Raw genomic sequence first — 6,732 nt, 5'->3', positions numbered from 1 at the left:
CCGGACGCCCCGGTCCGTCGGCGGGTCGCCCAGGCGCTCGGCCAGCGCCGCCACCGTGGGCGCCTCGAAGACGTCACGCAGGGCGAGGTCGGCCTCCAGCACCGTGCGGACCCGGCCCAGCAGCCGCATCGCGGACATCGAGTGGCCGCCCAGCAGGAAGAAGTCGTCGTGGACGCCCACCTCGGGCAGTTCGAGGATCTCGGCGAACAGCTCCGCCAGGAGCCGCTGCCGCCCGGTGGCGGGGCGGGCCGTACCGGTCAGCGCCGACCAGTCGGGAGCGGGCAGCGCCCGGCGGTCCAGCTTGCCGTTGGGCGTGAGCGGCAGCGGCCCGTCGAGCACCACCACCGCGGCCGGGACCATGTACTCCGGCAGCAGCTCCGCCACGTGCGCGCGGACTCCGGCAGGGTCGGGCGGGAGACCGCCTCCGTCGCGGCTCGGGACCGCATAGCCGACCAGTCTCGGTTCCCTCCCGCCGCGGTCCACCACGACCGCCGCCTGGGCGACGGCCGGGTGCCGGGTCATCGCCCCGGCGATCTCGCCGGGCTCGATCCGGAACCCGCGGATCTTCACCTGGTCGTCGGCCCGGCCGAGGAAGTCGAGGTTGCCGTCGGCGCGCCAGCGCGCCCGGTCGCCGGTGCGGTACATGCGCGTGCCGGGCGGGCCGAAGGGGCAGGCCACGAAGCGTTCCGCGCTCAGGCCGGGCCGTCCCAGGTAGCCGCGAGCCAGGCCCCGGCCGGTGACGTACAGCTCCCCGGGCACGCCGGGCGGGACCGGGCGCAGGTGGTCGTCCAGCACGTACACGCGGGTGTTGGGGTCGGGTACGCCGATGGGCACCGCCCTCGCCCAGCCCGGCTCGGCCGGCCACAGAGTCGAGTTCACCGTCGCCTCGGTCAGCCCGTAGGCCGCCAGCAGCCGCAGGCGACCGGCCCACCGTGCGATCACGGCGGGCGGCACGGTCTCGGTGCCGACCAGCACGGTGGCCCCCTCCGGCGGCTCGCACTCCGCGGGCAGCGCCGCGACCAGCGAGGGCGGCAGGATCGCGTGGGTGATGCGCTGCTCGTTGAGGAAGTCGGTCAGCTCGCGGCCGGGCACCCGGGCCTCGTCGGGGACGAGCACCAGGCTCCCGCCGTGGCACAGCGCCATCGACAGTTCGAAGACCGTCACGTCGAAGCCGATCGAGGCGAACTGGAGCACCCGGCTGTCGGGGGTCAGGCCCATCCGGTCGACGGCGGTGGCCACCAGGCTGCCGATCCCCTCGTGCGGGACGACGACACCCTTGGGGCGGCCGGTCGAGCCGGAGGTGTAGATGACGTAGGCGGCCTGGTCCATGGCGACGGGCGGGAACGGCCCGTGCGCCTCGATCGCGGCGAGCTCCCCGGCGACCCGCGGGTCGTCGAGCAGCAGGGTGCGCACCCCTCGACCTCGGGGACCTTGCCCGCGACCTGCTCGGTCGCCACGACGACCGCCGCCCGCGCGTCACCGAGCATGTAGGCCAGGCGGTCGGCGGGGTGGGCGAGGTCGAGGGGGAGGAAGGCGGCACCCAGCTTGGTCGCGCCGAGCATCACCGCGACCATCTCCACCGAGCGCGGCACCGCCACGCCGACCACGCTCTCGGCGCGCGCGCCGCAGGCGGCCAGCAGGCGGGCCATGCGGTCCGACAGCGCGTCCAGTTCCACGTAGGTGACCGAGCGCGGCCCGTCCACCACGGCGACGGCGCCGGGGCGTTCGGCCGCGCGCCGCCGGAACAGCGCGGGGAAGGTCTCCTCCTCAACGATCCGGCCGGTCCGGTTGAAACCGGTGACGACCTGCTCGCGCTCGGCCTCGGTGAGCACGTCGACGCCGCTGACCGGCAGCCGCGGATCGGCGGCCACCGCGCCGACGAGCGCGGCCAGCCGGCCGCCCAGCGCCGCGACCGTGGACCGGTCGAACAGGTCGGAGCGGTACTCGATCACGCAGGCGATCCGGCCGCTCCCGGCGTCCTCGGCGAAGCCGAACACCAGGTCGAACTTGGCCGTGCGGGCCTCGACCGGCTGCGGCAGCACCTCCAGCCCGGCCATGGCGAAGCCGTCGCCGGCGCGGTTGCGGTAGCCGACCATCACCTGGAACAGCGGGTTGCGGTCGGGCGAGCGGACCGGGTTCAGCTCCTCCACCACGGCTTCGAACGGCACGTCCTGGTGGGAGAAGGCGGCCAGCGCGGTCTCCCGGACCCGGCCCACGAGTTCGGCGAAGGTCGGGTCGCCCGAGACGTCGGTGCGCAGCACGAGGGTGTTGACGAAGAAGCCGACCAGCTCGTCCAGGGCCCCGTCGGTGCGGCCGGAGATCGGCGCGCCGAGCGGGAGGTCGTCACCGGCCCCGAGGCGGTGCAGCAGCGCCGCGACCACCGCGTGGCACGCCATGAACATGCTCGCCCCGGCCCCCTGGGCGATCTCGCGCAGCCGCGCGCAGTCCTCCGGGTCCAGCTCGACGACCAGTTCCCCGCCGGCCGGGCTCGGCCGCGCCGGGTGCGGCCGGTCGGCGGGCAGTTCGAGCTGCTCGGGCGCGCCCCGCAGGGTCTCGGCCCAGTAGGCGAGCTGGCGCGCGGCCGGGCTCTCGGGGTCGGAGCGCTCGCCGAGCAGCTCCCGCTGCCAGAGCGTGTAGTCGACGTACTGGACCGGCAGCGGCTCCCACCGGGGCTCCCGCCCGCCGAGCCGGGCGGCGTAGGCGGCCGACAGGTCGCGCAGGAACGGGCCGTCGGACCACTCGTCGGTGGTGATGTGGTGCAGCAGCAGCGCCACCACGTGCTCCCGGGCGCCGAGCCGGACGACCGTGGCGCGCAGCGGGAGTTCGGCGGTCAGATCGAACGGGCGGGCGAGGGCCTCGGCCAGGACCTCGCCGAGCCGCTCCTCACCGGCCTCGACCACCTCCAGGACCGGGCGGGCGGCCCCGGCCGGGAGGACGTCCTGGTACGGGCGGCCCTCCCGCTCGGCGATGAGCGTGCGCAGCGCCTCGTGCCGCGCCGCCACGTCGGCCAGCGCGGCCCGCAGCGCCTCGACGTCGAGTGCGCCGCGCAGCCGGACGACCAGCGGGAAGTTGTAGAGCGCCGACGGGCCTTCGAGCTGCTCGATCACCCACAGGCGCTGCTGGGCCGACGACAGCGGGGGTTCGGCGGGCCGCTCGGCCGCGGGTTCCAGGGCCGGGCGCCGTACGGCGCCGGCCGCGGTGATCCGGGCCGCCAGCTCGGCGACGGTCGGGGCCTCGAACAGGTCCCGGATGGCCAGCTCGGCGCCGAGCGCGGTGCGGGCCCTGCTGACCAGCCGGGTGGCCAGCAGGGAGTGCCCGCCCAGGTCGAAGAAGTCGTCGTCGATGCCGGCCCGCTCCACGCCGAGCAGTTCGGCGAAGAGCCCGCACAGGACCTGCTCCTGCGGCGAGCGCGGCGGGCGGCTGCGGCCCGCGGCGGTGACGGCGGGCCGGGGCAGCGCCCGTACGTCCAGCTTGCCGTTGACGGTGAGCGGCAGCCGCTCCACCACCATGATCGCGGCTGGGACCATGTAGCCCGGCAGCCGGCCTTCAGCGCCTCCCGCAGCGCGGTGACGAGCTCTTCGGACGCCCCGGCCGTGACCGCGCCCCGGGGGTTCCGGGCGGTGTGGTCCTGGACGCCCTGGGGCACGACGTAGCCGACCAGCCGCTTGACGCCGCCCGGCCCGGAGCCGTCGGCCACGACGGCGGCGTGCGAGACCAGCGGGTGGTCCTCCAGCGAGGCCCCGACCTCACCCAGCTCGACCCGGTAGCCGCGGATCTTCACCTGGTCGTCGGTGCGGCCGAGGAAGTCCAGGTTGCCGTCGGGGCGGCGGCGCACGAGGTCGCCGGTGCGGTACATGCGCGCCCCCGGCTCGTCGCAGAACGGGTCGACGACGAAGCTCGCGGCGGTCAGGCCGGGCCTGCGGTGGTAGCCGCGGGCCAGGCCGACGCCGCTGATGTAGAGCTCTCCCGGGGTGCCCGGCGGGACCGGGCGCAGCGCGGAGTCGAGCACGTAGGCGCGGGTGTTCCAGATCGGCCGCCCCACGGTGGAGGTCGGGCTGTCGCCGGTGGAGGCGCCGAGCGTATTGATCGTGTACTCGGTCGGTCCGTACAGGTTGTAGCCGAACGTGCCGGGGGTGTCCCGCAGCGTGCTCCAGACCGTCTCCGACACCGCCTCGCCGCCGAGCAGCACCAGCGGGGGCCGGTGCCCGTCGAGCAGGCCCTCCTCGATGAGGTGGTGGGCGTAGGTGGGCGTCACGTTGACGACGTCGACGCGTTCACGGTCGCAGTAGGCCGCCAGCGCCTCCGCGTCGCGGCGCAGGTTCTCGGCGCAGACGTGGACCTCGTGCCCCTCGACCAGCCACAGCAGCTCCTCCCACGACATGTCGAAGGCGAAGGAGACCGTGTGGGCGATGCGCAGCCGCCGCCCGCCGGCCGCCGCGATCGCCGGTTCGAAGATGGCCTCACGGTGGTTGAACTGCATGTTCGTCAGTCCCCGGTAGGGCGTGACGACGCCCTTGGGACGGCCGGTGGAGCCCGACGTGAAGATCACGTAGGCCGGGTGCTCCAGCCGGTGCGGCAGGTCGCGGGCGAAGGCCGGGCGCTCGTCGTCGGCCGGCGCGCCGTACGGCAGCGCCGCCAGCGCCGCGGCGGTGGCCGCGTCGTCGAGCAGGATGCGCGGCACCCCGGTGTCCGGGAGCGCCGCGGCGACCGCCCCGGTGGTCACCACGCACGCCGGGGCGGTGTCCTCCAGCATGAACCGCAGGCGCTCGGCCGGGTACTCCAGGTCCAGCGGCAGGTAGGCGGCGCCCGTCTGGAGCACGGCGAACAGCGCCACGACCATGTCGGCCGAGCGCGGCAGGGCCAGCGCGACCACCCGCTCCGGGGCGGCGCCGCGCGCCAGCAGCAGGCGGGCCATGCGGTTGATCCGCGCGTCGAGCTCGGCGTAGGTCAGGCGCTCGGCGCCGAAGACCAGGGCCGTCTCCTGCGGGGTCCGCGCCGCCTGCTCGGCGAGCAACTCGGCGACGGTCGCCCGGGGCAGCGGGCGCCGCGTCGCCTCCCACTCGGCGCCGAGGCTCCGCCGCTCATCCGGCAGGAGCAGGTCGAGCGCGCCGGTCCGCTCCGCGAGGCCGTCCACGAGGCGCTCCAGCACCGCCGTGTAGCGCTCCAGCAGTGCGGCGGCCTCGTCCGGGCCGAACGCGTCGGGCCGGTACGACAGCGTCACGCGCAGCCGGGCGCCCTGGGTCACGATGAGGGTCAGCGGGTAGTGGGTGGCGTCGACGCCGGTCACGTCCACGATGCCGTTGCCGCGGGTGAAGGCGGCCATCCGCTCCTCGCCGCCGGCGTCGCGCAGCACGAAGAGCGTGTCGAAGAGCCTGCGGTGCCCGCTCTCCCGCTGCAGCTCGCCCAGGCCCAGGTGCTCGTACGGCATCAGCGCCACGCGTTCGTCCTGCACCCGCCGCAGCAGGTCGAGCACGGGCTCGCGCGGGTCGAAGGAGACCCGGACCGGGACGGTGTTGAGGAACATCCCGATGATGCTCTCCACCTCCGGGACCGCCGTCGGGCGGCCCGCGACGGCCGCGCCGAAGACCACGTCGTCGCGGCCGGTGGCGGCGGCCAGCATGAGCGCCCAGGCCGTGTTGAGCACGGTGTTGAGCGTCAGGCCGTGCCCGCGGCGGCGGCCCGGAGCCGGTCGCCGAGCCCGGCGGGCAGCAGGCGTCGAGGCCGACCGGGAGTCACCGGGCGCAGGCCGTCGTCGGCGGGCCGCAGGAGCGTCGGCTCGTCCAGGCCCGACAGGGCCGTGCGCCAGGCCGTCAGCGCCGCCGCGGAGTCCTGCCCGGCGAGCCAGGCGAGGTAGTCGCGGTAGGAGCCGGGGACGGGCAGGCCGCGGTCGTCGCACGCCCGGTCGTACAGCGCGAACAGCTGCTCCAGGAACAGCCATGCCGACCAGCCGTCCCACAGGATCAGGTGGTGGCTGACCACCAGCCGGTCGTGGTCGCCGAGCCGCAGCAGCAGCAGCCGCATCAGCGGCGGGTCGGCCAGGTCGAAGCGGCGGGTCCGGTCCTCGGCCAGCAGGGCGGCCACCCGCTCGTCGCGCTCGGCGGCGGGCAGATGGGACAGGTCGATCTCGCGCACCGGGGACGGCACGCCGGCGCCGATGAACTGCACCGTCCGGGACAGCCCCTCGCCGGTGAACCCGGCGCGCAGGCTCGGGTTGCGCGCCAGCAGCGCCGCGCAGGCCGCGCGGAGCCGGTCGGCGTCGATCCGCCCGGCGAAGGTGAAGACGTCCTGCGAGGTGTAGACGTCCACCGCGCCGGCGTCGCCCGCGTCGTAGGTCGAGTGGAAGAAGATGCCCTCCTGCAGCGGGGAGAGCGGCCAGACGTCCTCGACCGGGACGGGGCTCACCGTCCGCACCCGGGCGGTCTCCTCCGCGGTCAGGCGGATCAGGTCCGGCTCTCCCGGGCGGGCGGCCTCGGCCGTCCCGGCTCCGGCCGTCCTTCCCCCGGCCGCCGCCAGCGCGGCCGGGGTCCGGTGCGTGAAGACGTCGCGGGGGCTCAGGGGCAGGCCCGCCCGGCGGCGCGCCCGGAGACGGCGATGGAGGCGATGCTGTCGCCGCCGAGCTCGAAGAAGTCGTCGTCCGGTCCGGCCTCGGTCCCGAGGACCTCGGCGAAGATCCGGCAGAGCAGCGCCTCCCGCTCGGTGCCCGGCGCCTCGCCCGCCGCGGACGGACGCGCG

At 75.8% G+C, this 6,732-nt stretch carries 3 protein-coding genes and 2 pseudogenes; all 5 read right to left on the bottom strand.

Annotation, left to right across the window (positions count from 1 at the left end):
* Nucleotides 1-1,413 (bottom strand): non-ribosomal peptide synthetase (locus ACWJ6R_RS27080; protein WP_449064941.1); only part of this gene is annotated, 1,413 nt, incomplete at its 3' end.
* 59 nt (nucleotides 1,414-1,472) lie between these two features.
* A pseudogene (locus tag ACWJ6R_RS27075) lies at nucleotides 1,473-3,509 on the bottom strand (condensation domain-containing protein); the annotation flags it as partial.
* A gap of 248 nt (nucleotides 3,510-3,757) precedes the next feature.
* Nucleotides 3,758-5,620: pseudogene (locus ACWJ6R_RS27070) on the bottom strand (non-ribosomal peptide synthetase); the annotation flags it as partial.
* A 35-nt stretch (nucleotides 5,621-5,655) separates the two neighbouring features.
* Complete coding sequence (locus ACWJ6R_RS27065; protein WP_449064940.1) at nucleotides 5,656-6,411, bottom strand: condensation domain-containing protein; 756 nt, start codon at nucleotides 6,409-6,411, stop codon at nucleotides 5,656-5,658.
* 140 nt (nucleotides 6,412-6,551) lie between these two features.
* Nucleotides 6,552-6,732: phosphopantetheine-binding protein (locus ACWJ6R_RS27060; RefSeq protein WP_449064939.1), on the bottom strand; the 181-nt coding region annotated here is incomplete at its 5' end.

Source organism: Planomonospora algeriensis, from assembly GCF_977012225.1.
This window is presented reverse-complemented; position numbering and strand designations above follow the sequence as displayed.